This is a genomic window from Streptomyces sp. NPDC097619 (assembly GCF_040302735.1).
Classification (GTDB): domain Bacteria; phylum Actinomycetota; class Actinomycetes; order Streptomycetales; family Streptomycetaceae; genus Streptomyces.
The window spans coordinates 57,130-82,105 of the sequence record NZ_JBEOSD010000010.1 but is presented as its reverse complement, the minus strand read 5'-3'; the positions used below and the strand labels follow the sequence as shown (position 1 = coordinate 82,105).

At 74.9% G+C, this 24,976-nt stretch carries 16 protein-coding genes; 9 read left to right on the top strand and 7 right to left on the bottom strand.

Annotated elements, in window-relative coordinates:
- Positions 1–146: 146 nt before the first annotated feature.
- The 4 genes from ABTZ17_RS04965 (at position 147) to ABTZ17_RS04950 (ending at position 5,658) form a co-directional block, all read left to right on the top strand.
- Positions 147–1,346, top strand: coding sequence for a S8 family peptidase (locus tag ABTZ17_RS04965; protein ID WP_352194080.1), 1,200 nt, complete (start codon positions 147–149; stop codon positions 1,344–1,346).
- Between the two features lie 234 nt (positions 1,347–1,580).
- Complete coding sequence (locus ABTZ17_RS04960) at positions 1,581–1,763, top strand: hypothetical protein (RefSeq protein ID WP_352194079.1); 183 nt, start codon at positions 1,581–1,583, stop codon at positions 1,761–1,763.
- Positions 1,764–1,979: 216 nt separating this feature from the next.
- Entirely contained in the window at positions 1,980–3,479 is a 1,500-nt protein-coding gene (locus tag ABTZ17_RS04955; protein WP_352194078.1) for an MFS transporter, read from the top strand.
- Positions 3,480–3,615: 136 nt separating this feature from the next.
- Positions 3,616–5,658, top strand: coding sequence for a helix-turn-helix domain-containing protein (locus tag ABTZ17_RS04950; protein WP_352194077.1), 2,043 nt, complete (start codon positions 3,616–3,618; stop codon positions 5,656–5,658).
- A gap of 137 nt (positions 5,659–5,795) precedes the next feature.
- On the opposite strand, the gene ABTZ17_RS04945 is transcribed toward ABTZ17_RS04950, so the two are convergent.
- Entirely contained in the window at positions 5,796–7,040 is a 1,245-nt protein-coding gene (locus ABTZ17_RS04945) for a glycosyltransferase (protein ID WP_352194076.1), read from the bottom strand.
- Between the two features lie 4 nt (positions 7,041–7,044).
- Positions 7,045–7,524 carry an ArsR/SmtB family transcription factor gene (locus tag ABTZ17_RS04940; protein ID WP_352194075.1) on the bottom strand — a complete coding sequence of 160 codons (480 nt, stop codon included), beginning with the start codon at positions 7,522–7,524 and terminating at the stop codon, positions 7,045–7,047.
- An 80-nt stretch (positions 7,525–7,604) separates the two neighbouring features.
- Here ABTZ17_RS04940 and ABTZ17_RS04935 point away from each other — a divergent pair, with 80 nt between their 5' ends.
- Together ABTZ17_RS04935 and ABTZ17_RS04930 are read left to right on the top strand one after the other, a co-directional pair.
- The gene (locus ABTZ17_RS04935) at positions 7,605–9,662 is read left to right on the top strand and encodes a heavy metal translocating P-type ATPase (RefSeq protein ID WP_352194074.1); all 2,058 of its coding nucleotides are present in this window, start codon (positions 7,605–7,607) and stop codon (positions 9,660–9,662) included.
- Between the two features lie 324 nt (positions 9,663–9,986).
- Complete coding sequence (locus tag ABTZ17_RS04930) at positions 9,987–12,491, top strand: PP2C family protein-serine/threonine phosphatase (RefSeq protein WP_502994594.1); 2,505 nt, start codon at positions 9,987–9,989, stop codon at positions 12,489–12,491.
- A 44-nt stretch (positions 12,492–12,535) separates the two neighbouring features.
- Here the strand turns inward: ABTZ17_RS04930 and ABTZ17_RS04925 are convergent, their stop codons facing one another.
- The 3 genes from ABTZ17_RS04925 to ABTZ17_RS04915 form a co-directional block, all read right to left on the bottom strand.
- The gene (locus ABTZ17_RS04925) at positions 12,536–13,585 is read right to left on the bottom strand and encodes a GDP-mannose 4,6-dehydratase (protein ID WP_352194073.1); all 1,050 of its coding nucleotides are present in this window, start codon (positions 13,583–13,585) and stop codon (positions 12,536–12,538) included.
- A 126-nt stretch (positions 13,586–13,711) separates the two neighbouring features.
- A complete protein-coding gene (locus ABTZ17_RS04920; RefSeq protein ID WP_352194072.1) occupies positions 13,712–14,908 on the bottom strand; it encodes a UDP-N-acetylglucosamine--N-acetylmuramyl-(pentapeptide) pyrophosphoryl-undecaprenol N-acetylglucosamine transferase in 1,197 nt (398 codons plus the stop codon).
- 78 nt (positions 14,909–14,986) lie between these two features.
- Positions 14,987–17,161 carry a TerD family protein gene (locus tag ABTZ17_RS04915; RefSeq protein ID WP_352194071.1) on the bottom strand — a complete coding sequence of 725 codons (2,175 nt, stop codon included), beginning with the start codon at positions 17,159–17,161 and terminating at the stop codon, positions 14,987–14,989.
- Between the two features lie 259 nt (positions 17,162–17,420).
- Between ABTZ17_RS04915 and ABTZ17_RS04910 the strand changes: the two genes are divergently transcribed.
- The gene (locus ABTZ17_RS04910; RefSeq protein WP_352194070.1) at positions 17,421–18,107 is read left to right on the top strand and encodes a response regulator transcription factor; all 687 of its coding nucleotides are present in this window, start codon (positions 17,421–17,423) and stop codon (positions 18,105–18,107) included.
- Positions 18,108–18,307: 200 nt separating this feature from the next.
- On the top strand, positions 18,308–19,855 hold the full coding sequence (locus tag ABTZ17_RS04905) for a sensor histidine kinase (protein WP_502994596.1): 1,548 nt from the start codon (positions 18,308–18,310) through the stop codon (positions 19,853–19,855).
- A 45-nt stretch (positions 19,856–19,900) separates the two neighbouring features.
- Here ABTZ17_RS04905 and ABTZ17_RS04900 read toward each other — a convergent pair whose 3' ends face one another.
- Both ABTZ17_RS04900 and ABTZ17_RS04895 read right to left on the bottom strand, forming a co-directional pair.
- Complete coding sequence (locus ABTZ17_RS04900) at positions 19,901–21,112, bottom strand: cytochrome P450 (RefSeq protein WP_352194069.1); 1,212 nt, start codon at positions 21,110–21,112, stop codon at positions 19,901–19,903.
- Between the two features lie 623 nt (positions 21,113–21,735).
- Positions 21,736–23,955, bottom strand: a complete 2,220-nt coding sequence (locus ABTZ17_RS04895) for an NADP-dependent isocitrate dehydrogenase (RefSeq protein WP_352194068.1) — start codon at positions 23,953–23,955, stop codon at positions 21,736–21,738.
- 207 nt (positions 23,956–24,162) lie between these two features.
- Here ABTZ17_RS04895 and ABTZ17_RS04890 point away from each other — a divergent pair, with 207 nt between their 5' ends.
- Positions 24,163–24,897, top strand: coding sequence for an SDR family oxidoreductase (locus ABTZ17_RS04890; protein WP_352194067.1), 735 nt, complete (start codon positions 24,163–24,165; stop codon positions 24,895–24,897).
- Positions 24,898–24,976: the final 79 nt, after the last annotated feature.

Sequence of the window (24,976 nt, the reverse complement as noted above, 5' to 3'; positions counted from 1 at the left end):
TGTGGCGGGAATATGGAGGGCCTTTTAAGAAACCTTGTTGAACAACCCCTTACCGCCGGTCCGCCCTTGATTTGCTCCTGTCAATCGGAACAGGGTTGCTCAGCACGTCGACGCCCCACACGTCACAGCAAGGAGCACCCTTCTTCATGGCAACTCACAAGCGATCCAACGGTCTTCGCAACACGGCTCTGGCCGCCGGAGCGGCCACGGCGGTGGCCGCGGCCTTCTTCGCCGGCCCTCTCGCCGGCGCCACCACCCCGGCCGAGGGGACCGTGCACGGCCTCGGCGCCCCGGGCGCCGTGGCCGGAAGCTTCGTGGTCATCCTCGACGCATCCGCGAACAAGCAGGATCTCGCGAAGAAGTACGGAGGCACCCTGCAGCGCTCCTACGGCTCCGCCGTGAACGGCTTCTCCGCCTCCGACCTGACCGTGCAGGAGGCCAAGCGGCTCGCCGCGGACCCGGCCGTCGGCCAGGTGGTCCAGAACAAGCGCTTCACCATCAACGAGACGCAGGACAACCCGCCCTCCTGGGGCCTGGACCGCATCGACCAGTCCGACACCGCCGGGGACGAGAAGTACACCTACCCGGACGGCGGCGGCGAGGGCGTCACCGCGTACGTCATCGACACCGGGGTCCGGATCTCCCACGAGGACTTCGGGGGCCGCGCGGTCCACGGCTTCGACGCCATCGACAACGACGACTCCGCCGACGACGGCAACGGGCACGGCACCCACGTGGCCGGCACCATCGCGGGCACCGCCCACGGCGTGGCCAAGAAGGCGAAGGTCGTGGCGGTGCGGGTGCTCGACGACAACGGCTCCGGCACCACCGAGCAGGTGGTGGCGGGCATCGACTGGGTGACGCAGAACCACTCCGGCCCCTCCGTGGCCAACATGAGCCTGGGCGGCGGCGCCGACGAGGCCCTCGACGCGGCCGTCAAGCGCGCCATCGACTCCGGGGTCACCTTCGCCGTGGCGGCGGGCAACGAGTCCTCCGACGCCGGCCAGGGCTCGCCCTCCCGGGTCCCCGAGGCCCTCACCGTCGCCTCCAGCACGGCGGACGACGAGCAGTCCTCCTTCTCCAACTTCGGCTCCGTGGTCGACATCTACGCCCCCGGCTCGGACATCACCTCCGCCTGGAACGACAGCGACACCGGCGTGAAGACCATCTCCGGCACCTCCATGGCGGCCCCGCACGTGGCGGGTGCGGCCGCGCTCTACCTGGCCGCCAACCCGGCGGCCACCCCGGCCGACACGGCCGCCGCCCTGACCGGCGGGGCCACGGCCGACGCCATCAAGAACCCCTCCTCCGGCACCGCGAACAAGCTGCTCCACATAACCCCGTGACCCGACCGGCACCACGGTCCGCCGGTGACACCCCGTCATCGCTCCCCCACACGTGACACCGGCACCACCCCGCACCATCCCGGAGCGGCCCTCCAGCACCACGGAGGGCCGCTCCTTCGCGTGCCCGCACCCCGGAGGACCCACGCCGAGGACATGGGTGTCAACGCGGATGGATTCCCAACGCAAGATCATCGAGTCTTGACCGTCCCGCACCGACACCCGATGTGGAGCATCATGAACGAACCACGAAAGAACTCGACGGCCTTCTTCGCCCTCGGCCTCCTCGGCCTTCTCGCCGGGGTCGTCTTCTGGCTGGTCGACGGGCGGGACGCGGCGACGGTCCCCTTCGCCTGTGCGGCCGTGGTCTTCGCCGGAGCCTGGTTCTTCGAACGGGTCTCCCACCGCGACGAGGACTGACGGCACGCCGTCCACCCGGCCCGGGCCGGTACCCCCACGGGTGCCGGCCCGGACCCGTTCCGGGACGACCGGGGCCCGACCCGCGACGGCGGCCATGGCGGCGGGGCACATGCGGTGCCCGGGAAATGTGGTGGCCCGCACCATGTGCCCTTGACCTGGGCGTTCCTATGGTGTGGCGGCACAGGAACCTCCCCCTCCCGTCCGAAAGTGGTGCCCATGGCCGCCTTCGCCACCCCCGCAGCACAGCCAGGGAACATCAAGAGGATCGTCGCCGCCAGCCTCGTCGGCACCACCGTGGAGTGGTACGACTTCTTCCTCTACGGCTCCGCCGCGGCCCTCGTCTTCAACAAGCTGTTCTTCCCGTCGAGCGATCCGCTGACCGGGACCCTGCTCGCCTTCCTGACCTACGCCGTCGGCTTCGCCGCCCGCCCCCTCGGCGGGGTGGTGTTCGGGCACTTCGGGGACCGGGTCGGCCGCAAGAAGCTGCTCGTACTGAGCCTGCTCATGATGGGCGGCGCCACCTTCGCGATGGGACTGCTGCCCACCCACGCCACCGTCGGCGCGGCCGCCCCCGTCCTGCTGACGCTGCTGCGGCTGGTACAGGGCTTCGCCCTCGGCGGGGAGTGGGGCGGGGCCGTCCTGCTGGTGTCCGAGCACGGGGACGACCGCAGGCGCGGGTTCTGGGCCTCGTGGCCGCAGGCCGGCGCCCCCGGCGGCAACCTCCTCGCCACCGGTGTGCTCGCGCTGCTGGCCGCCGTGCAGTCGGAGGAGACCTTCCTCGCCTGGGGCTGGCGGATACCGTTCCTGCTGTCCGGGGTCCTCGTGGTGATCGGCCTGTGGATCCGCATCTCCGTCTCGGAGTCCCCGGTCTTCCTGGAGGCGCAGGCGCGGGCCGCCGCCCGGGCCGCGGCCGGCGAGGGCGGGCACGCCCCGGTGGTGGAGGTCTTCCGGACCGGTTGGCGGCAGGTGCTCACCGCGATCGGCACCCGGCTCGGCGAGAACATCTCCTACTACATCGTGACCGCCTTCCTGCTCGTGTACGTGACCAACGAGCTCGAACTGCCCAAGAGCCAGGCCCTGAACGCCGTGCTGATCGGTTCGGCCGTGCACTTCGTGACGATCCCGCTGTGGGGCGCGCTGTCCGACCGGATCGGGCGCCGGCCCGTCACCCTCATCGGGGCGGCCGGCATGGCGCTGTGGGCCTTCGCCTTCTTCGCGCTCCTCGACACCCGCTCCTTCCCCGTGATCGTGCTGGCCGTGACCGTCGGACTGCTGCTGCACGGGGCCATGTACGGGCCGCAGGCCGCCTTCATCTCGGAGATGTTCGAGACCGGGGTGCGGTACTCGGGTGCCTCGATGGGCTCGCAGCTCGCCTCGATCGTGGGCGGGGCACTGGCCCCGATCGTCGCGGTGGAGCTGCTGAGGGAGTACGACTCGGCCCTGCCGGTGTCGGTGTACCTGTGCGTGGCCTCGCTGGTGACGGTGGGCACGGTGCTGGTCGCCCGGGAGACCCGCGGCATCGCGCTCGGCGGGTCCGGCGGCCGGGCCGGAACGGCCGGGGAGCCCGGGGTACTCGGGGATTCCGCGGTGGAGGACGGTGCCGGCCGGGCTGCCGGCGCCGGGGCGGGCACGCGGGCCGGCGCGGGCGGCGGTTCGGGCGCGACCGGTTCGGGTGCCACGGGGAAGGGCCGCTCGGAGGACTCGTTGACCGGTTGACCTCCCGCACCGTCCGCCCGGCGGGTCCGCGGGGCCCGCCGGGGCCCCGCTCGCCCGTCCGCCCTCGAACCCGTGCCCGTCGTCCCGTGCGTTTCCGCCTCGGCAGGAACGTTCCGGCGCGTGGCGGAGGGACCGTATGCTCCCCACCGTGACAGGCCCCGGCAACGACCCCACCGCCCTGGCCGGACTGCGCCGGCTCCTGGACCTGCTGGACCAGGGCGCGCCCGCGGAGGACTTCGCCCGGCCCGCGGCCGAGGCCCGGGCCGCGGGTGTGACGGGGGCCGGGTTGGCCGCCGTCACGGAGGCCACCGAGGTGGCCCTGCGGATCCGGCGGACCATCGGGCAGCACCGACGGCGCGAGGCGGAACTGACAGCGCTGTTCGACACGGCGAGCGACCTGGCCGGCTTGCGGGACCTGGACGCGGTGCTGCGCGCCATCGTGCACCGGGCGAAGCTGCTGCTCGGCACCGACGTGACCTACCTGTCCCTCAACGACGAGGCCGCCGGCCAGACGTACATGCGGGTCACGGACGGCTCGGTGGCGGCGGCCTTCCAGCAGGTGCGGTTGGGGCTCGGCGAGGGATTGGGCGGACTGGTGGCGCAGACGGCGCGCCCGTACTTCACCCGGGACTACCAGGCCGACCACCGGTTCCGACACACGGCGGCCATCGACGGCGCGGTGGCGGAGGAGGGGCTCCGCGCCATCCTGGGCGTGCCGCTGCGGGTGGGGGCCCGCATCATCGGGGTGCTGTACGCCGCGGACCGGGCGCCGCGCGGGTTCACCACGGACGCGGTGGCCCTGTTGTCCTCGCTCGCCGATCACGCGGCCATCGCCATCGACGGGGCCCGGCTGTTGGAGGAGACCCGGGCCGCGCTGGCCGACCTCAACGCGGCTTCCGTGACGATCAGGGCGCAGAGCGAGGCGATCCGGCGGGCCGAGGAGGCGCACGACGAGCTGACGGACCTGGTGCTGCGCGGCGGGGGCGTGGCCGAGGTGGCGCGGGCCCTGGCGGGGTTGTTGGACGGCGGGATCGTCCTGCACGACAGCGAGGGGGCCGAGCTGGCCCGGTCCGGTGCGGGTCCGCAGCGGGTGCCGGCGGAGGCGGTGGCCGCTTCGCGGGCCGGTGGGCGGGCGGTGGCGGCCGGGGGCGGCTGGGTGTGCGCGGTGGTGGCCGGCCCGGAACCGTTGGGCAGCATCGTGCTGACCCGGCCGGGGGCGCTGGCGGACGCGGACCGGCTGCTGTTCGAGCGGGCGGGCGTGGTGACGGCGCTGCTGTTGCTGCTGGGCCGGTCGGTGGCGGAGGCCGAGGACCGGATCCGCGGGGAGCTGCTGAGCGAGCTGCTGTCCGGGACCGCCGACGCGGGCGGGCTGGCGCGGCGGGCCCGGCGGCTGGGGGTACGACTGGACCGGAGGCAGGCCGTGTGCGTCCTGGGACCGGAGCCGGGCGCCGAACCGGTCCCGGGGCGGCGCCTGTTGTCCGCGGCGGCGCGCTGGGCGCAGGCCCGCCGGGGGCTGGCGGGGTTGCACCTGGACCAGGTGGTCCTGGTGGTCCCGGCGGAGGATCCGGGCGCGGTGGCGCGGGAGTTGGCGGCGGAGCTGGCCGGTACGGCGGGGGTGTCCGCGTCCTCGGCCGGCGGGGGACGGGCCGGGGCGGGCGGGGCCCCGGGTGGGGTCGGCATGTCGGTTGCGGGCGTGACGGTGGGCGCGGCGGGGCCGGCGGCCGGTCCCGCCGAGCTGCCCCGGGCCCACGCGGAGGCCCGGCGCTGCCTGTCGGCCCTGCGGGCCCTCGGCCGGCACGGTCACGGTGCGGCCCTGGCCGATCTCGGGTTCGTGGGGCTGCTGCTCGGCGAGCGGGCCGACCTGTCCTCGTACGTGACGGGCGTCCTGGATCCCGTACTGGCCTACGACGCGGAACGGGGCACCGACCTGGCCGGGACCCTGGAGGCGTACTTCGCCCACGGATCGAGCCTGACCCGGACCCGCGAGGCCCTGCACGTGCACGTGAACACGGTGGTGCAGCGACTGGACCGGGTACGGTCCCTGCTCGGCCCCGACTGGAACTCCCCGGAGAGCGCACTGGAGCTGCAACTCGCCCTGAAGTTGCACCGGTTGACGGAGCGGGGGGCCGCGGGCGGGGGTGGCGGCGCGGGCGGTGCGTCGGATGGGGGTATGGGGTGACCTGTGGTATTGCAATGTCGGGCGTGACCTCGCACGGTCACGTGTGATGGTGCGGAATCACGCGTGACCCCGCACGGTCACATGTGACATTGCCGCATCACACGTGATCGTGCGGGCGCCCGCGTGACGGTTCGAGGTCACCCCTGCAACCGCTCCAGCGCCGCGAGCACGGGGGCCGCGCCGTCCTCGGTCGCGATGCCGTCGGCCAGGTGTCGGGCGCGGTCGCGGTGGGCGGGCTCGGTGACGGCGCGGCGGATGGCACCCGCGAGGCGGCCCGCGGTGAGGTCCTGGTACCGGAGGGCGAGGGGGGCGACACCGAGCGCGGTGAGTCGGGCGGCCCAGAAGTGCTGGTCGAGTTGGACGGGCACGGGGACGGCGGGGACCCCGGCGCGGAGGCCGGCCGCCGTGGTGCCCGCTCCGGCGTGGTGGATCACGGCGGCGGTGCGCGGGAACAGCCAGGAGTGGGGTACGTCGGCGACGGTGAGGAGGTCGTCGTGCTCGGCGTGGAGCCCGCTCCAGCCGGCCTGGACGATGCCCCGGACGCCGGCGGCTCGGAAGGCGGCGGCGAGGAGGGAGCTGAGGCGTTCGGGGTCGCCGGTGACGAAGCTGCCGAATCCGGCGAACACCGGGGGCGGGCCCGCCTGGAGGAAGTCGAGGAGGCGGGGTTCGGGTCGCCAGTCGGGGGTGTCGGCCGGCCACCAGTAGCCGCCGACGTGGTGTCCGGCGGGCCAGTCGACGGGGGCGGGGACGACCAGGGGGCTGAACCCGTGGTGCACCGGTCGGTCCGCGGCGAGACCGAGGGGGCCGCCGAACCGCCGCGGGGGCAGGGAGAGGTCGCGGCGGAGGGAGCGGACGGCGGGGCCGAAGAGGAGCTCCGTCCCGGCCCACAGGGCGCGGCCCGCGAGCCTGTTCCCGGTGCCGCCGAGGGAGCGGAGGCCGGTGACCAGGGGCGGGAAGGCGGCGGTGGGGGCGAGGGGTTGGAGGTGGACGCCGAGGTGCGGGATCCGGTGGGCTTCGGCGAGGGCGGCGCAGAGCGGGTCGGTGACGGTGGCGGAGAGGAGGACGTCGGCTCCCTGTCCCACGGCCTCCACCACCCCCGCGGTGAGCTCGGGCATGAACTGCCGCGCCATCCGCAGGATGCGGAGCATCTCCAGGGGCGCGCTGCCCGCGCGGGCGAGCCGCTGCCCCGCCGGTGAGGCCAGTTCGGCCCGGGGATCCACGGGCAGGGCCCGGAAGCCGAGGCCCCGGGCGGTGACGGGGGCCTCGAAGCGGGCGTGGCCGGCCAGGTCCACGGTGTGTCCGGCGTCCCGGAGGCGGGAGCCGAGCCCGGTGTAGGGGGCCACGTCGCCCCAGGAGCCCGCGGTGACGATCAGTACGCGCACGCCCTCACTGTGGCAGGTCGTGGTGCACGTGGGCCAGGACTTGGCGCAGGAGTTCGGCGACGTGCTCGTCGCGGAGTCCGTAGATCACGCTGCGCCCGGCGCGGTGACCGGCGACGAGGCCGAGGTGGCGGAGCAGCCGGAGGTGGTTGGAGACGGTCGGCTGACCGAGGGCGAGGTCGGCCGCGAGGTCCCCGACGGAGCAGGGGGCGCGCAGCAGCCGGTCGAGGATGCGGACGCGGGCGGGGGCGGACAGCCCCTGCATCACCTCGGCCACGGCCGCGGCGGCCTCTTCGGTGAGGAGCGGGCCGACGTCGCCGCGGGGTCCGGGATCCGGGTCGGAGTTCGGGTCGGAGTTCAGGTTCGGGTCCAGGGAGGCCCGACCGTCCGTTCCGGTCCTTCCGTCCCGCCCACCGGGCCCGTTCACCCCTGCCCGGGCCTCGCGCCCGTCGTGTGCGCCCTGCGCGCCCTGTTCGCCTGTGTCCACGCCCTCACTCTACGTCGGCACCTCCGGACATCCACACTTCCACATCTTCATACATTTAAATGTGCTGATATATTTATTCCATGAGTACGAACACGCACCGGCACGGCTTCCTCGGTGAGCGTGCCGAACTGATCAGCGCCCTGCTGGCGCTCACGGTCTGGATCGCCGGTCTCGCCCTCGGCCTGACCCCCCTCTTCATGGCCGCCTACCTCTTCGGCGGGTTCTTCACCCTCCGCGAGGCCCTGGGCAGCGTCCGCAAGGGCGTCTTCCACGTGGACTTCCTGATGCTGGTCGCCGCCGCGGGCGCCGCCGCCATCGGCCGCTGGGAGGAGGGCGCGGTCCTGCTGGTCCTGTTCAGCCTCGGACACGCCCTGGAGGGGTACGCCCTCGGCCGTGCCCGTCGCTCCATCGAGTCCCTGGGAGCCCTCGCCCCGCGCACCGCCCTGCGGCTGACCGGTACCGCCACCGCCGAGGTGCCGGTGGAGGAGCTGGTACCCGGTGACCGCGTGGCCGTGCGCCCCCACACCCGCGTCCCCGCCGACGGCTTCCTCGTCGCCGGCACCGGCAGCGTGGACCAGTCCCCCATCACCGGGGAGAGCGTCCCCGCCGACAAGCGTCCCGTCCCCGACCCCGCCGCGGCCCTGGCCCTCCCCGGCGCCGTCCCGGCCGACAGCCGGCTGTTCGCGGGCACCGTGAACGGCGCGGGCGCCCTGGAGCTGGTGGTCACCCGGCGGGCCGCCGACAACACCCTCAGCCGCGTGGTGCGCATGGTCCGCGAGGCCGAGGACCGCAAGTCTCCGACGCAGCGCTTCACCGACCGCTTCCAGAAGGTGTTCGTGCCGGGCGTGCTGGCATTGGTCCTCGCACTGTCGGCGTACGGCTGGTTCACCGGCGAGCCCTTCTCCGACAGCTTCTACCGGGCCATGGCCGTCCTGGTCGCCGCCAGCCCCTGCGCCCTGGCGATCGCCACCCCGGCGGCCGTCCTCAGCGCCGTGGGCCGCGCCGCACGGGGCGGAGTGCTCGTGAAGGGCGGGGCCCCGCTGGAGGAGTTCGGTCGGCTGCGCACGGTCGCCTTCGACAAGACCGGCACCCTCACGGAGGGCCGCCCCCGGCTCACGGACGTCCTCCCCGCCGAGGGCGCCGACCGGGCCGAACTCCTGCGGACGGCGCTGGCCGTGCAGCGGTACAGCGACCACCCGCTGGCCCAGGCCGTGGTCCGGGACGCCCCCGCCCACCTGGCCGGAAGCGACACGGACGGCCCCACCGGAGCCGGTGGCGGCGTCGGAGTCGAAGGCCGAGTCGGAGCGAGTGGCGGCGTCGCAGGCGGTGTCGGGCTCGCGAACGGGGACGGAGGCAGGGGCGGGGACGTGGACCGGCGGATCCCCGAGGCGGTGGACGTCCGGGCCGTGATCGGACAGGGCGTGGCGGGCCGGATCGGGGACACCGAGGTCCGGATCGGCAGTCTCGCCGGGTTCGACGAGGCCGGGACGCCCGTCCCGGCGGCCCTGCGCGCCCAAGCGGAGGAACTGGCGGCGGCCGGCCGCACCACGATGGCCGTCCGCCACGGCGACCGCCACCTCGGCGTGCTCGGCCTGATGGACACCCCGCGCGCGGAGGCCGCCGCCACGGTGGCCCGGCTCCGGGAGCTCGGCGTGACCCGCACGGTGATGCTGTCCGGCGACGACCAGCGGGTGGCGGACTCCGTGGCCGCGCAGGTCGGCATCGACGAGGCCCGCGGCGGGCTGCTGCCCGAGGACAAGGCCGGCGCGATCAAGGACCTGCGGGCCGGCGGCCGTACCGCGATGATCGGGGACGGGGTCAACGACGCCCCCGCGTTGGCCGGTGCCACCGTGGGTGTGGCGATGGGCGCGGCAGGCTCGGCGGTGGCCCTGGAGACCGCCGACATCGCCCTGATGTCCGACGACCTGGACCGGCTGCCGTTCATCACGGGGCTGAGCCGCCGCGCCACCCGCGTCATCCGGCAGAACCTGTGGCTGAGCCTGGGCATCGTGGCCGTGCTGGTCCCGGCCACGGTGCTGGGGATGGGGATCGGCCCCGCGGTCCTCGTCCACGAGGGGTCCACGCTGCTGGTCGTCGGCAACGCGCTGCGGCTGCTCCGCCACCCGGACCCGCGGTGACCGACCGGTCCTGACCGCTCCGGCCGGGCCCCGGTCCCGGCTCCGGTACCCGGACGGGGCCCGGTCGGAGCCACCCCATCGGACCCACCTCCCCACGGCCCCGCCCCGGCCCGTGCCCCGTCCCCGGCCCTCGCCGGGGGCGGGGCGCGCCGGTAGCCGGTAGCCGGTAGCCGGTCAAGCGCGACTCCTTCCGGCCACCGGCGGGGACTCGCCCCACCGGGCCGCCCCGCACCCCGCCGCGCCCGCATCCCCCGTGCCCGCCTTCCCCGTCCCGTCCGATCCCCCCGGGTGCGCGTCGCGCCGGGGCTGGGCCATGCTGGCTGTGTGACCGGGGACGGCGTGGCCGGGCGACCGGCGCCGGAGCCCGGAGGGGCCGGCGCCGCTGCCGCCGGGGGCCCGGACGAGTTCACCCTGCTCCTCGCCCAGGCCGCCGTGAGCAGCACCGAGGCGGCGGGCGGCTACGCGGGCGGGGTGTACCTGCGCTCCGGCAGCCCGGACCTGCTGCGCCTCGCGGTCCTGGCGGGCCTCCCCGGGCAGCTCTTCCAGCCCTGGTGGCGGATGCACCTCAACCGCCCCTACCCGGTGGCCGAGGTGCAGCGCACCGGCCGGGCGGTGCACCTGGCCGACGACGAGGAGGCCATGCGGCGCTTCCCGCAGCTCATGGCGGGGCTGCCGTTCCCGTTCGGCTCCTGCTACGCGCCCGTCGAGGCGGACGGCACCCGCTTCGGGGTCCTCTTCCACCTGCGGGCGGCCACCCCCGGGATCCCCGTCGGGGCCGCCGAGCGGCGGGCCCTGCGGCGCGGGGCCCGGCGCCTCGGCACCGCGCTGGCCGCGCTGTCCGCCGCCGGTCGGTCGGTGGACTGGGAGGCGTCCCCGGTGAGCCTCCAGCTCCCGGCCCCGGCCGCCTCGCCGGTACGGACCGGACACTTCGAATGGGACCTCGGCACCGGAGCCGTCACCGCCGATCCCGCCCTGTGCGCCATCGCGGGCATCGACCCGGCGGGTTTCCCCGGCACCGTCGGCGCCCTCACCGCGGGCTGGGCCCGGGAGGACCGGTACGGGCTGTGGGCGGCGGTGCGGGACCTGGCCTCCCCACAGCCGGGCGGCGGGGAGGCCACCCGCCGGGTGCCGCTGCGCGGCCTGGACGGTCGGGGCCTGCTCCTGGAGGTGACCGCCCGCCCCGGCGGGCGGATCACCGGTTTCCTCCTCGACCCGGGCACCGGCACGAACCCGGCCTATCCCGCCGACCGGCTGCCGTACGCCCTGCTCTCCCTGGACCGCCTCGGCCGGGTCACGTACGCCAATCCCCCGGCCGCCGCGCTCCTCGGCTCGGACCGGCCCGGGCCCACCGGGCCGACCGGCGAGGTGCTGTGGGAGGCAGTGCCCTGGCTGGGGCACCCCGCCTACGAGGACCACTTCCGGGCCGTCCTGCTGTCCGGGGACGAGGTGCGCTTCCTGGCCCGCCGCGGGGAACGCGACTGGCTGGCGGTCGACCTCTACCCGGGCGCGGGCGGGGTCACGGTGACCCTCCGGCCCGCGGACCGGCCGCTGTACGCGCCCGGTTCCCTGACCGTTCCGGACCCGGACGCGGCCCCCGGCCCGGCCGCGGCCCGCGCGGAGGCCCCGTACCGGCCGGTGGCCCTGGCCATCGCCCTCAGCGGGGCGATCACGGCGCGGCAGGTGTCGGCGGTGGTCACCGAGGAACTGCTGCCCGCCTTCGGGGGCCGTCAGTTGGCCATCTACCTGCTCAACGAACGGCACCTGTTCCTGGCCTGGGAGACGGGCTTCCCGCACGGCTTCCTGGACCGGTTCGACGGGGTCGGGCTGGACGTGCGGCTGCCCGGGGTGGAGGCGCTGACCTCGGGGCGGCCGCTGTTCTTCGAGTCCATGCAGCACCTGGCCGCCGCCTATCCGGGGATCCCGATGGACTCGGACGTCGGCGCGCGGGCCTTCCTCCCGCTGATCGCCTCCGGGCGGCCGGTGGGCTCCTGCATCCTCGGGTTCGACTCCCCGCGCGGCTTCGCCGCCGAGGAACGCACCGTGCTCACCGCGCTCGCCGGACTGATCGCGCAGGCCCTGGAGCGGGCCCAGCGCTACGACTCCGAGGCGGCGCTCGCCCGCGGGCTCCAGGACGCCCTGCTGCCGCACCGGCTGCCCGAGAACGAACACGTCCGCACGGTGGGCCGGTACCTGGCCGGCACGCAGGGCATGGACGTGGGCGGCGACTGGTACGACGTGATCGAACCGGGCGACGGCACCCTCGCCCTGGTCATCGGCGACGTCCAGGGGCACGGGGTCGCCGCCGCCGCGACCATGGGTCAACTCCGCAGCGCGGTGAGGGCGTTCGCGCTGGGCGGCAGCAACCCTCCACAGGAAGTCGTCCGGGGCACCAACCGGCTCCTCATCGACCTCGATCCCGGACAGTTCGCCAGCCTCTGCTACGTCCTGCTGGAACCGGGCACGGGACGGGCCAGGGCGGTCCGGGCCGGCCATCCGCAGCCCCTCCTCAGGGACCCGGACGGCCACACGCGCGTCCTGGACCTGCCCGGCGGGGTGGTCCTGGGCGTGACGGCGGACGCCTCCTACCCCGAGACCGGCTTCCGTCTCGACACCGGCGGGGTGCTCGCCCTGTACACGGACGGGCTGGTCGAGCACCCCGGTACGGACATCGACCTGGGCGTGGAGCGGATCCGGTCCACGCTGGCCGGGGCCGGGCGGGCCCCGCTCGGCGATCTCGCGGACCGGCTCACCGCCGCGGCCCTCCAGGCCGCCGACCGGCCCGACGACATCGCCCTGCTGCTGGCGGCCCGCGGCCCGGAACCGGCCTGAGGCCCCGTCTCCCGCCCTGTCCCGGTCCGCCGTCTCCGTCTCCGTCAGACCTGGTAGCGGCCGGGGGCGAAGAGGTGCAGGTGCTCCGCTACCCAGTCGGAGGTGCGGCGCAGCCCCTCCACGAGCGGCACCCTCGGCTGCCAGCCCGCCCACTCGCGGACCCGGGAGTTGTCGGACAGCAGCCGCTCCACCTCACTGGCGGCGGGCCGCAACCGGTCCGGGTCGGTGACCACGCGGGCCCGCCGTCCGGAGGCCGCGATCAGCGCCGCCGCGAGGTCCCCGACGGAGATCTCGCGACCGCTGCCGAGGTTCACGGTCTCGCCGACGGCACGGTCGCAGTCGGCCACCGCGAGGAAGCCCTCCGCGGTGTCGGTGACGTACGTGAAGTCCCGGGTCGGGGTGAGCGAGCCGAGCCGGACCTCCTCCGCACCCGCGTGCAACTGGGCCAGGATCGTGGGGATCACGGCGCGCGCGGACTGCCGGGGCCCGTAGGTGTTGAAGGGCCGCACCACCGTGACGGGGAGCCCGAAGGCCGCGTGGAAGGAGAGCGCCGTCATGTCGGCGCCGATCTTGGAGGCGGAGTAGGGGGACTGCGGCTGGAGCGGGTGGTCCTCCGCGATCGGCACGGTCCGCGCGGTGCCGTAGACCTCGCTGGTCGAGGTGTGGACCAGGCGCCGCACCCCGTGCCGTCGGGCCGCCTCGGCGATGTTCTCGGTGCCGACCACGTTGGTCTGCACGTAGGCGCCGGGCGAGGCGTAGCTGTAGGGGATGCCGATCAGCGCGGCGAGGTGGAAGACGGTGTCGCAGCCCTCGACGGCGTCGGAGACCCGGCCGGCGTCCCGCACGTCGCCCGCGTACATCTCCACGGCGCCTGCGCCGGGTCCGGTGGGGTCCAGGTAGCGGGCGAGGTGGCCCTTCTCGGCGTAGGGCTTGTAGTGCACGAAGGCCCGCACCCGGGCCCCGCGCGCCACGAGCAGGTCGACGAGGGTGGAGCCGATGAACCCTTCGGCCCCGGTGACGAGCACGGTGCGCCCGGCCCAGGAGCCGTCGAGGGCGGCGTGAGTCGAAGGGGTGCGGGGAGCAGTGGTGTTCATGCGATCTCCGGTACGAGTGCGTGCGTGGACGCAGGTGTGCGGTGTACGTGGACGTGTGAGGCGTACGTGTGCGGTGTACGTGGACGTGTGCGGTGTGGAGGGTCGGCGCCGGGCCGGATCCGGGGGTCAGGCAGCCGTGGACGGCGTGGAGGTTCCGGCGGCCCGGGCGTTCGCCGCCGCCGTGACCGTGGCCGCGGCGGGATGTCCGGCCAGCCTCAGCACCTCGGCGGCGAGGAGTTCGGCGGCGTGGGCGTGCGGTCCGGGGTCGGCGGCCCCGGACATGGCGGCGAGCCGGGCCGGCTCGTCGAGGAGGGGGCCGACGAGCGCGGCCAGCCGGTCGGCGCCGGTCTCGGCGTCGGGCAGCAGCAGGCCCGCCCCGGCGTCGACGAGGACGCGGGCGTTGTGGGTCTGGTGGTCACCGGGGGCGTGCGGGTACGGGACCAGGACGGCGGGCAGCCCGGTACTGGCGAGCTCGGCCACGGTGGCCGAGCCGGCCCGGCACACCATCAGGTCTGCGGCGGCGTAGGCGAGGTCCATGCGGTCCAGGTACGGGACGGCCCGGGCCACCCGGTGGCCGCCGTTCTCGGCGAGCTCGCGGCGCGCGGCGTCGAGGGCGGCGGGGCCGGTCTTGATGAGGAGGTACACGTCGGTGCGGTGCCGCCAGGCCGCCGCCAGCGCGGTGGCGGCGGCGGTGAGCCGGGCGGCCCCGAGACTGCCGCCGTTGAACACGAGCAGCCGGGCGCCGTCCGGGATCCCGAACTCGGCGCGCGCCCGGTCCCGGAGGGCCGACCGGTCGAGCCCGGCGAGCGCGGCGGCGATGGGCATGCCGGTGGTGAGGGCCTTCTCCCCACCGGTGAGGTGGGGCCGGCTGCGGTCGAAGGCGACGGCCAGGTGCGGGGTGAGCCGGGCGGCGAACCGGTTGGCACGGCCGGGCACGGCGTTGGACTCGTGGATCACCGCCGGTATCCCGGCGAGCCGCGCCCCCAGCACCGCCGGGGCGCTCGGGTACCCGCCCATCCCCACCACCACCTGCGCCCCCTGCCGGCGCAACACGGCCCGGGCCTGCCCGGCCGAACGCACGAGCGCGGCGGGCAACAGGTACCGCGCCGCCCCGAGGGACGGATCGAAGGGGATCATGTCCACGGTGTGCAGCCGGTACCCCGCCTCGGGAATGAGCCGGGTCTCCAGCCCGCGTTCGGTCCCGATGAAGGAGACCAGGGCCCCCGGCACGGCCCGCCGCAGGGCGTCGGCGAGCGCGAGCCCCGGATAGATGTGTCCGCCGGTACCCCCGGCACCGATCACAACGGAAAGCGATGGCGTCATGCCCCCACGCTCCCGACCCGCCCTAAGAACCTTCTAAGAGAGCAGAAACCGGTCGGAGCGCGGGGCGGCAGGGGGGGCTCACGTGGTCGGGGTCGGGGGGTCCTTCGGGGTGCGGCGGGGTGGGGTGGGGGCGAGGTGGGTGGCGACGTGGGTGTGGAAGCGGTGGACGGCCTCGTCGACGCTGCGGATGAAGCCGGTCTCGGCGTTGCCGCGGGTGCTCCCCATGCTCTTGAACAGGGACAGCCGGAAGCCGGTGATGCGGTCGCCGTTCTGGGGGAGCATGCCCGCCGGTTCGGGGCGGAGCCGTTCCAGGGTGCCGCGGGGGCCGCCGGTGTCGCCGTCGACGAGGGTTTCGACGTGGAGGTCGGCGGGGGCTTCCGCGAGGCGGCGGACGAGGCGTTTGGCCCAGGTCAGCGGGTAGCCGTCGGTGGGGGCGGGGATCTCGACGGAGGTGCGGAGCTTTCCGGTGCGCATGTCGGCGCAGACGGCCAGGATGCCGGGGGCGCCGTCCACGCGGAGTTCGGCCTGGAGGCGGCCGTCGAGGCAGAGTTGGTCGGCGGCGCGGGCGCGGCGGGCCTGCGGGTCCGCGCCGCGCTTCGCGCGTTGCACGGGCAGGACCTTCTCGCCGATCTCGCCGCCGAGGCTGAGGCAGATCTGGCGGATCAGGCGTTCCCAGCTCTCGACCACGTCGAGGGCGCGGGGGTCGCCCTGGCAGAGGGTTTCGTCGTCGATGCCGTTGCGTACGGGGACCCAGGCCGCGCCCATGTTCTGGAAGCCGTGGCAGCCGGAGTTCTCGTGGCGGAGGTAGTGGAGCAGTTCCTGAAGCAGCCAGGCGTGCGACTTGTCGCCGACGCCCTCGTAGCGGATCAGCATCTGTGCCTGGTAGGCGACTTCGGCCCAGGAGAGGTGCCACAGGGCCACCTTGTGCTTGCGCCGTCCGTCGGCCTTGACGGCGACGAGGGGGCTGCCTTCCAGGGCGACGTCGTTGGACAGCGTGATCACGGCCTCGTAGCCGCGGCGGGCCGCGATGTCCGCGTACGCCTGGACCTGCTCGGCCTTGAGGGCGTTGCCGTTGGTCTTGGTCTCCACCAGGGCGGTCCAGAGCTTGCCGGCCCGTTCGACGCGGATGATCCCGTCCGGGCGTCGTGGTGCGTCGCCGTGCGGGAGGGAGACCTCGGTGAAGGTCTCCATGCGGCCGGACGGTGCGCCGAAGGCGGCGGTGAGCCGGCGTCCGAACTCGGGGACCTGTGCCATGACCGACAGGAGGACGGAGGTGGCCCGCATCTCCCGGTCCCGGTCGCTCCGGAGGACAGACAGCGGGAAGAGCCGGGCCTGTTGCCAGGAGTCGTTGTCCGCGAGGGACTTCCGGGCGACCTTGGGGAGGGTGACCTTCTTCTTGGCGGTGCGGGGGCGCGCGGCGGCCGTGCGCTCCGCACCCGCCACGCCCACCACACCCGGCGCACCTCCTGTTCCCGCCATGCCCGCCGTCGCGTCGACGGGGCCGCGGGGCACGGGTACCAGGCTCGCGATCGGGGCCGTCGCGGCACTGGGCGTGCCCTCCGGCTGCCGGTCCGCCGTCGGGGCGGCAGCCGTGACGGGGGCGGGGGCGGCTCCGCCCGCGGTCACGCGCACCTCGCCACCGGCGACGTCCGTGGCGTCCGTGCCACCGGCGGCGTCCACGCCGTCCTCGGGCTCCTCCGCTTCCGCGGCGTCGTCGATGTCGACCCCGAAGTCCGTGGCCAGTCCGGCCAGCCCGGTGTCGTACCCCTGGCCCACGGCGCGGAACTTCCACTCCCCCGCCCGCCGGTACAGCTCGCCGAAGATGATCGCGCTCTTGGTGTCGGCGTCGTCGACGGCGAAGGTGAGGAGCCCTTCGCCGGTCGCGTCCGCGAGGGTCACCTTCAGGTCCTCCAGCTCCCCGAAGCCCGCCCCGCCGTGGCGGCTCGCCGCGATGAGCATCCGGTGGACGCCGGGCGGGACCGCGGTCAGGTCGAAACTGATCCGGTCCTCGTCGCCGGTGTCCGTCGGTGTCTTCCCGAGGAGTCGGACGCTGCCGTCGGGGGCGACCGCGTTGTTGTAGAAGTAGAAGTCACCGTCCCCGCGGACCTTGCCGTTCCCGTCCAGCAGCAGCACCGACACGTCGGCGTCGCCCTCGCCGGTCGGGCTGACCCAGCTCAGACCGGCGATCACGGATCCGGTGTTCTCGCTCAGCGCTGCCAGCGCGATGTTCGACCCCTGGACCATTTCCCGCATGAAGCCCCCCAGGCTCTCTCGCCCCGGGCATGCGGCTGCCCTCCGAGCCGCCCACCCGGGCCCCGTGATGTGACCCACGGCACACACCGACACTCTCACACCGCCGTGCCGCCGGCACGGGCCTTCCGGCAACTACCGGCGGCACGATCCCGTCGGCCCTGCGGCGCGCGCCGGGTCGGTCCCCTCCCGCCGGGGCTCGCCGGTGCGGGTTCCCAGCGGTTCTAAGAGGTTCTTACGTACGGTTTGGCAGGCTTTGGGGATGGTGCAGCGGATTCTGGTGGTGGACGACGAGCCCGAGGTGCGGGCGGCCGTCGAGGACGGGCTCAGCGTGGAGGGGTTCGAGGTGCGGGGGGTCGGGGACGGGTTGACCGCGCTCACCGAGGTCGGTTCCTGGGGGCCGGACGCCGTGGTGCTCGACGTGATGATGCCGGTGCTCGACGGCCTGGCGGTGTGCCGGCAGCTGCGGGCGGTGGGAGACCGGACGCCGGTGCTCGTGCTGACGGCCCTGGACTCCGTGTCCGAGCGGGTGGACGGGCTGGAGGCGGGGGCCGACGACTACCTGGTGAAGCCGTTCGCGCTGGACGAGCTGGTGGCGCGGGTACGGGCGCTGCTGCGACGCGCCGCGCCGGAGGGTGCCGGGCCCGCGGGGCCGCTGGCCCTGGGCGGGCTCGTACTGGATCCGGTGACGCGGACGGGAAGCCGGGACGGGCGCCCCCTGGAGTTCAGCCGGACCGAGTCGGCCCTGCTGGAGCTGCTGCTGCGACACCCGGGCCAGGTGCTGCCCCGGGAGATGATCCTGGAGCTGGTCTGGGGGCGGGACTTCGGCCCGGATTCGAACTCCCTGGCCGTGTACGTGGGCTATCTGCGGAGGAAGCTGGAGGCGGGCGGGGAACCGCGGCTGGTGCACACCGTGCACGGGGTCGGCTACCGACTGGACGAGGCATGAACGGCGAAGGCGGGAGCAGCACGGGCCCGAGCAACGCGGGCCCGAGCGGGCCGAGCACGCACGGCGGAGACGGGAGCGGGCCGAGCGCGCACGGCGGAGACGGGAGCGGGCCGAGCGCGCATGGCGGAGACGGGAGCGGGCCGGGCGCGCGCGGGCGGGGCACGCGTCGGCTCGGGGGGCGTTGGCGGCGGCGCCGCCCCCTGCGGACCCGGCTGGCGCTGGCCGCCACGGCCGCGGTGACGCTGGTCGTGGTGGGCGTGTGCACCGCGGCGTTCTTCCTGGTGCGCTACGAGCTGTACCGGCAGCTGGACCTGAACCTGACGCAGTCGGCCCGGCTGACCGCGCAGCAGAACCGGGACGCCGGACCGGGGGTACTGGCCGGGGAGTGCCGGTTCCTGGCCGCCCCGGCGTGCGCGGAGCTGGTGCCCGCCGATCCGGCCCGGGACGCGGGCGGGCCACGGCTGCTGCCGCTGGATCCGGCGGCCCGGCGGGTCGCCGCGGGCACCCACGACGGCTACTACACCGACTTCACCCTGGCCGGGCACCCCGCCCGGATGCTGACGACGCCCTTCGGACGGGGGCTGGCCCTCCAGGTGGCGTTGCGCGCGGACACCGTCCGGGAGGGCGTGGCGCAGGCGGCGTGGGTGCTGCTGCTGGTGGGCACGGCCGGGGTGTTGCTGGCGGGCGGTCTGGGGTACGCGGTGGCACGGACCGGCCTGGCGCCGGTGGCCCGGCTGACGGCCATGGCGGAACGGATCGCGGCGACCCGGGACCCGGGGCTGCGCATCGAACTGCCCGAGGTCGGGTCCGGGAAGAGGAAGAGGAAGAGGAAGAGGAAGAGGAACGGGCAGAGGAGAGGGAAGGGGAACGAGAAGATCGAGGAGAAGGGGGGTGCTGCCGGGGGCGAGGACGCCGCCCGGGAGGACGAACTGACGCGGCTGGCCGGGAGCTTCAACAGCATGCTCGACGCGCTGGAGGCATCCGTGACCGCGCAGAAGCGGTTGGTCGCGGACGCCTCTCACGAGCTGCGGACCCCGTTGACCGCGCTGCGCACCAACGCCGAACTGCTCGCGCGCGCCGACCGGCTGACCCCCGCGCAGCGCGAGCGGGCCTCGGCGGCCCTGGGACGCCAACTGCGCGAGGTGACCGGACTGGTCGGGGACCTGATCGAGCTGGCGCGGGACGAGGAGCCGCAGCAGCTGGTGGAGGAGGTACGGCTGGTCCCGCTGGTGAAGCACGCGGTGGGCGCGGCCCGGGCGCACTGGCCGCGGGTGCCCTTCACCCTGCGGTACGCGGGACCGGAGCCGAGGGCCGGGACAGCATCGGGGCCGCTTCCGGGTCCCGGTCCGGTGGTGCGCGGCGTACCGGCCCGGCTGACCCGGCTGCTGTCCAACCTCCTCGACAACGCCGCGAAGTTCAGCCCGCCGGGGCTGCCGGTGGAGGTGGAGCTGACGGATCGGGGCGGGGCTCCGGAGCTGACCGTACGGGACCACGGGCCGGGCATCGCCGAGGCGGACCTGCCGTACGTGTTCGACCGCTTCTACCGGGCGGACGCGGCGCGGGCTCTGCCCGGTTCGGGGCTGGGGCTGGCGATGGCCCGGCAGATCGCGCAGGCGCACGGGGCCGCCCTGACCGCGGAACGGGCCCCGGGGGGCGGCGCGTGCTTCCGGCTGGTCTTTCCGGCCGGGCCGCCCCCGTCCGCCGCGCCTTCCGGATCCTCCGCGCCCGCCCCGTCCGCCGCGGGCTGAAGGGCGGGCCCGTCACCGGCCCCGGCCCCCGTCACCGGCTGCCGATCACCACAGCACGTGGAGACTGCGGGGCGAGCGGTGGATCAGGGTGGGGAGGGGCTCGGGGGCCGGGTGGGCCGGGTCGAGGCGGAGGCCGGGGAGGGCGGCGACGAGGAGTTCGAGGGTGAGGTGGAGCTGTTCGCGGGCGAGCCGGGAGCCGGGGCAGCCGTGCGGACCGTGCCCGTAGGCGAGGTGGCGGCGGTCCTCGGGGCGGTGCAGGTCGAACGCGTCGGGCCGGGGGTACCGGGTGCCGTCGCGGTTGGCGGAGGCGTAGGCGACCAGGACGGTGGCCCCCGCGGGCAGGGTGGTGCCGGCGAGGGTGACCTCGCGGGTGGTGAGCCGGCGGAACGCCTGGACCGGGGCGTCGAAACGGGCCGCCTCCTCGACGGCGGCGGGGATGAGCCCCGGGTCCTCGCGGAGGGCCCGCCAACGGGCGGGCTCGGCGAGCAGGTGGGCCAGGGTCGTGGCGATCAGGGCGCTGGTGGTGAGGAAGCCGGCGATGAGGAGGTTCTGGAGGCTCGCGACGAGCTCGCGGCGCTGCTCCGGGGCGAGTTCGCCGGTGCCGGGGGCGAGGGAGGCGACCAGTTCCGAGCAGAGGTCGTCCCGGGGGTGGGCGCGGCGGTCGCGGACGTAGCCGTCCAGGAGCCGCTGGAGGGCGATGACGTCCTCGGCGGCGGCCGCCTGGTCCTCCTCGGACAGCGGCCGGAAGAGCATCTCCTCGGCGCGGTAGCCGCCGTGGACGGCGGCGGGCACGTCCTGTGGGTCGAGGCCGATGAGCCGGCCGACGACCTGGCCGGGGAGTCTGCGGGCGTAGGCGTCGACCAGGTCCGCGGAGCCGTCCCCGGCGAATCCGTCGACCAGGGCGCGGGCGCGGGCCCGTGCGTACGGGAGGACGGCGGCGACCCGGGTCGGGGCGAGCCCGCGGTTGAGCGGGGCGCGGTGGCGGCGGTGGGCGGCCCCGTCGGAGGCGACGACGGTGGGGCCGGGGGGCGGACCGCTCGCGGCGAGGACCGCGAGGGCGGGGCCGGAGAGGGCCGCGTCGGGCAGCAGCGAGTTCGCAGAGGAGAAGTCGGCGGGGCGCAGCAGCACTTCGCGTACGTCGGCGTCGCGGGCGACCAGCCAGGCGGCGGCCTCGGGGAGCCAGGTCAGCCCGGGGGCGGCTCGGGCCTCGGCGTAGCGGGGGTACGGGTCGCGGTAGAAGGCCGTCCGCGCGGCCACCGGGTCCGGGTCCGTGTCCGGTTCCGGGTCCCCGGCATCGTCCCCGTGAGTCTGCTCTTGCTCTTGCGGTACCGGATGCGGTCGCGCGTGCCGCGCAACCCGCGCGAGGGCGTCGGCGGGCGGGATCGTCGGGGCCGGCCCGGTGTGGGAGGGGTCCGGGCCCGGCGGCGGCCCGTCCGGGGCCCGTTCCGCCGGGGGCACCGGGCGTAAGGCGGTCCGGTCGGGTGTCGGTCCTTCCGGTGCCGGTCCTTCCGGTGTCGGTCCTTCCGGTGCCGGTCCTTCCGGTGCCGTCCGCTGGTCCTGCTCTGCCACTGGGTCCTCCCGGTCGGGACGGGGGCCGGAGGCGGGGCCCGGGGCCGGCGGCCCTGCGCACGACGGCCGCGCCCGGCGGTACGGCGGCCATCCTGCCCGAGCGGACGGCCGGGGCGGAAGGGCGCCGAGCGGGCGCGGCGGGGTGGCGGGCGCGGCCGAGTGGCGGGGGTGGCGGGGTGGTCGCGGACCGCGCATCCCCCCGGACGCGCCTCCGCCCCGCCGCGGCGGTTGCCGGGCGGGGCGGAGGCGTGGAGCGGGGGCCGGCGCGGGGGCGGTCACGCCCGGGTGGGCGGCCGTTCCCCGGTGGGTGCTCAGACCAGGCTGTCCAGGGCCTGGTTGAGGGTCGCCGAGGGACGCATGATCTTGGCGGCCTTGGCGGTGTCGGGCTGGAAGTAGCCGCCGATGTCGGCCGGGGAGCCCTGGACGGCGTTCAGCTCGTCGACGATGACCTGCTCCTGCTCGGTCAGGGTCTTCGCCAGCGGGGCGAAGGCCTCGGCGAGCTGGGCGTCGTCGGTCTGCTTGGCCAGCTCCTGGGCCCAGTACAGGGCCAGGTAGAAGTGGCTGCCGCGGTTGTCGATGCCGCCGAGGCGACGGGTCGGCGACTTGTCCTCGTTGAGGAAGGTGCCGGTGGCGCGGTCGAGGGTGTCGGCCAGGACCTTGGCGCGGGCGTTGCCCGTGGTGGTGGCCAGGTGCTCGAAGGAGGCGGCCAGGGCGAAGAACTCGCCGAGGCTGTCCCAACGGAGGTAGTTCTCCTTGACGAGCTGCTGGACGTGCTTGGGGGCGGAGCCGCCCGCGCCCGTCTCGAACAGGCCGCCGCCCGCCATCAGCGGGACCACCGACAGCATCTTGGCGCTGGTGCCCAGCTCCAGGATCGGGAAGAGGTCGGTGAGGTAGTCGCGGAGGACGTTGCCGGTGACGGAGATGGTGTCCTCGCCGCGGCGGATGCGCTCCAGGGAGAACGCGGTGGCCTCGACCGGGGACAGGATCTCGATCTGCAGGCCCTCGGTGTCGTGCTCCGCGAGGTACTGCTTCACCTTGCCGATGAGCACGGCGTCGTGGGCGCGGTCCTCGTCGAGCCAGAACACGGCCGGGGCGCCGGTGGCGCGGGCGCGGGTGACGGCCAGCTTGACCCAGTCCTGGATCGGGAGGTCCTTGGTCTGGCAGGCGCGGAAGATGTCGCCCTCCGAGACCTCCTGCTCCAGGACTGTGGTGCCCGCGGCGTCGACGAGGCGGACGGTGCCCGCCGCGGCGATCTCGAAGGTCTTGTCGTGGGAGCCGTACTCCTCGGCCTTCTGCGCCATCAGGCCGACGTTGGGCACGGAGCCCATGGTGGCCGGGTCGAAGGCGCCGTGGGCCTTGCAGTCCTCGACGACGGCCTGGTAGACGCCCGCGTAGCTGCTGTCCGGGAGGACGGCGAGGGTGTCGGCCTCCTGGCCGTCCGGGCCCCACATGTGGCCGGAGGTGCGGATCATGGCCGGCATCGAGGCGTCGACGATGACGTCGGACGGCACGTGCAGGTTGGTGATGCCCTTGTCGGAGTCGACCATCGCGAGGGCCGGGCCCTCGGCGAGCTCGGCGTCGAAGGACGCCTTGATCTCCTCGCCCTGGGGCAGGGCGGCCAGACCGTTCAGGACGGTGCCCAGGCCGTCGTTGGGCGACAGGCCCGCGGCGGCGAGGGTCTCGCCGTACTTGGCGAAGGTGTTCGGGAAGAAGGCGCGGACCACGTGGCCGAAGACGATCGGGTCGGAGACCTTCATCATCGTGGCCTTGAGGTGCACGGAGAACAGCACGCCCTGCGCCTTGGCCTCGGCGACCTGGGCCGCCAGGAACTCGCGGAGGGCGGCGACGCGCATGACGGACGCGTCGACGACCTCACCGGCGAGGACCGGTACCGACTCGCGGAGCACGGTGGTGGTGCCGTCGGCGGCCACGTGCTCGATGCGCAGGACGCCGTCCTCGGTGATGGCGGCGGACTTCTCGGTGGACCGGAAGTCGTTCTGCCCCATGGTGGCGACGGTGGTCTTGGAGTCCGCGGACCAGGCACCCATGCGGTGCGGGTGGGCCTTGGCGTAATTCTTCACCGAGGCGGGGGCGCGGCGGTCGGAGTTGCCCTCGCGGAGGACGGGGTTGACGGCCGAGCCCTTGACCTTGTCGTAGCGGGCGCGAACGTCCTTGTCCTCGTCGGTCCGCGGGTCGTCCGGGTAGTCCGGCAGGGCGTAGCCCTGGGCCTGGAGCTCCGCGACGGCGGCCTTCAGCTGCGGGATCGACGCCGAGATGTTCGGCAGCTTGATGATGTTGGCGCCGGGGGTCTTGGCGAGCTCGCCGAGCTCCGCGAGGGCGTCGGCGATGCGCTGCCCCTCTTCCAGGCGCTCGGGGAAGCTGGCGATGATGCGCCCGGCCAGGGAGATGTCACGCGTCTCCACCTTCACGCCGGCCGTCGAGGCGTACGCCTGGACCACGGGCAGGAAGGAATAGGTCGCCAGGGCCGGGGCCTCGTCAGTGTGCGTGTAAATGATGGTCGAGTCAGTCACCGGGTGCTCTCCGCTCCACGTCTCCACGTCTGCAACATTGCTCGACATCAAGATATCCCGTGATCGGGGCTTCCTGGACAGGGGTACGGTCCGGGTCGGCCCGGAGGGGCCCCGATGCGCCCGAAAACAGCCCTGAACTGGGCCGATCCCATGCTCCGAGGTTCCCGACCGGCTCGGTGCGCGGAGGTCGGGCCTAGGCTGACCGTCATGAGCGAACAACGGAACGTCACGATCGTCACGGGGGGTGGCCGCGGCATCGGGGCCGCGGTGTGCCGGCGGCTGGCCGCGGACGGGCACGACGTGGTCGTCGGCTACCGCTCGAACGCGGACGCGGCGGGCGCCGTGGCGGAGGCGGTGCGGGCGGCGGGCCGACGCGCCCTGGCGGTGGCCGTGGACACCGCGTCCGAGGACGCGGTGGACCGGCTGTTCGAGGCCGCCGCGGAGGGGCTGGGGCCCGTGACGGGGCTGGTGAACAACGCCGGGGTGAGCGGCCCCAACGGCCGGCTGGCGGAGGCCGACCCGGCCGGGATGCGGGCCGCCCTGGAGGTCAACCTCCTCGGGTACCTGCTGTGCGCGCGGCGGGCGGTACGGGACATGGCCGGTCGGGGCGGGGCCGTGGTGAACGTCTCCTCGGCCGCGGCCACCCTCGGCGCTCCCGGCCAGTACGTGCACTACGCGGCGGCCAAGGCCGGTGTGGACGCGCTGACGGTGGGGCTCGCCAAGGAGGTGGCCTCGGACGGCATCCGCGTGAACTGCGTGGCCCCCGGCACGGTGTGGACGGACTTCCACGAGGACCCGCAACGCCCGGCCCGGGTGGCCCGGGTGATCCCGATGGGCCGGGCAGGACGCCCCGAGGAGATCACCGGGGCGGTCTCCTGGCTGCTGTCCGAGGACGCCTCCTACACGACGGGCGCGATCCTGCGCGTGGCGGGCGGCCTGTAGGCCCCAGGCCGGGCGGGGTGCAGCAGGCCGGGGGGCGAAACGGGCCGGGCGGGCGACACGGGGGGCGACGGATCCCGCG